Origin of the sequence: Desulfosarcina sp., from assembly GCF_041551955.1 — a bacterium.
GTDB lineage: Bacteria > Desulfobacterota > Desulfobacteria > Desulfobacterales > Desulfosarcinaceae > Desulfosarcina.
The window spans coordinates 1-1,854 of record NZ_JBFELV010000620.1 but is presented as its reverse complement, the minus strand read 5'-3'; the positions used below and the strand labels follow the sequence as shown (position 1 = coordinate 1,854).

3 protein-coding genes are annotated in these 1,854 nt (G+C 58.0%); all 3 read left to right on the top strand.

Annotation, left to right across the window (positions count from 1 at the left end; genetic code table 11):
* A partial coding sequence (locus tag ABYV26_RS24930) for a branched-chain amino acid ABC transporter permease (protein ID WP_372684047.1) occupies positions 1–532 on the top strand: 532 nt, incomplete at its 5' end.
* A gap of 1 nt (position 533) precedes the next feature.
* Positions 534–1,307: an ABC transporter ATP-binding protein gene (locus ABYV26_RS24925; RefSeq protein ID WP_372684046.1), complete on the top strand. Its 774-nt coding sequence runs from the start codon at positions 534–536 to the stop codon at positions 1,305–1,307.
* Positions 1,307–1,854 (top strand): ABC transporter ATP-binding protein (locus tag ABYV26_RS24920; protein WP_372684045.1); only part of this gene is annotated, 548 nt, incomplete at its 3' end. The genes ABYV26_RS24925 and ABYV26_RS24920, both read left to right, overlap by 1 nt.

Sequence of the window (1,854 nt, the reverse complement as noted above, 5' to 3'; positions counted from 1 at the left end):
GCAGGCCTTGGGTGGTTCCCGGGGCATTTCCGGACAGCCGGACTGGGCGACCTTGCCGGTTATTTTCATCACCATGTCTCTCGGCGTCTGGACCATCAACAACTTCGTCACGTCTACCATGGGCAAAGCCCTCAATGCGGTGCGCGACGATGAATCGGCGGCCGAGGCTATGACCGTGGACACCCGAAAAACCAAAATGACGGCTTTTTTGTTCGGCGCTTTCTGGGCCGGTGTGGCCGGCGGCCTGCTGGCCCACGTGCTGCGCTACGTCAATCCGGCCATGTTCAGCGTCCAGAAACTGGCCGAAGTGCTGGCCATGGTCTATTTCGGTGGCCTGAATTCGGTCTACGGCTCCATTGTCGGTGCGGTGTCCATCAGCCTGCTGGGCGAGGCGCTGCGGCCGCTGGAAATTCTCAAATGGATCGTCATCCCCCTGTTGTTGATTCTGGTGATTATCTATCGGCCCACCGGACTTATCGCCTTCAAGGAATTCGATGTTCGGCAGGTGTTCGGACCCAAGGAGGTGGAATAATATGCCGCTGCTTCACGTCACTGACATGAGCCACAATTTCGGCGGGCTGCAGGCCGTTTCCAAGTACAATCTGAACTTGGACCCAGGCCAGATTACCGGTCTCATCGGGCCCAACGGTGCCGGCAAGACCACCATCTTCAACCTGATGACCGGCATTTATCGTCCTGCCCAAGGGTCCGTGATCTTCGATGGCGAGGAGCTGGTGGGCAAGAAACCCAACCAGACCGCTGCCATGGGCCTGGCCCGGACGTTTCAGGAGATGAAGCTCTGGCGCCACATGACCGTGCTGGAACACATCAAAATGGCCCGCTACTCGAAACTCTCCTATGGCCTGCTGGGGGCCTTTCTGGACACCCCCAAACGCCGGCGCGAGGAAGCGTATACAACGGAACTGGCCATGGAGTATCTAAAGATGTTTGCCGTGGATCAGTTTGCCGATCAACTGGTGGTCAACCTGCCATACGGTGCCCAGCGCCGGGTGGAGATGGCCCGCGCCCTGGTGATCGAACCCAAGGTCCTGCTTCTGGACGAACCCACCGTGGGCATGACACCGGATGAAATGATGGCCATGATCGAGGTGGTGCGCACCGCCCATGAGCGTTTCAACCTGGCCATTTTTCTGATCGAACACCGACTGCGGGTGGTTCACGAGCTGTGCCAGCGCGTGCAGGTCTTGGTCTTTGGCCAGGTCATCGTGGAGGGAACGCCCAACGAGGTCCAGAACAATCCAAAGGTTATCGAGGCCTACATCGGCGAACAGGAGGTGGACTTCTGATGCTGCTCAACGTGGAGAACCTCCGGGTGTCATACGGCAATATCAAAGCTCTGCAAGGGATCAGTTTCAATATTGACGCCGGTGAAATCGTCACCATCATCGGTGCCAATGGCGCCGGTAAAAGCACGACCCTGCGGGCGGTTTCAAGAATGGTACCGGTTGAGGCCGGGTCGGTCATGACCTGCCTGGGAAAAGACCTGCTCGCTTTTCCGGCAGACAAGGTGGTCAGCCAACTTGGCATTACCCACGTACCCGAAGGCCGCCGTCTGTTCGGCAACCTGACGGTGATGGAGAACCTCCAACTGGCCACCTTTGCCCGCAAGGACAGGGACAATGTCAAAAAAGATATTCGACGGGTGTTCGAAATTTTTCCCCGGTTGGAAGAGCGCCGATCACAGGCATCGGGGACCATGAGCGGCGGAGAGCAGCAGATGCTGGCCATCGGCCGGGCATTTATGAGCGGCCGCCGTTTGATGCTGCTGGACGAACCCTCCATGGGGCTGTCGCCGCTACTGATGATGAAAGTGTTTCAGGCCTTAAAGGAGAT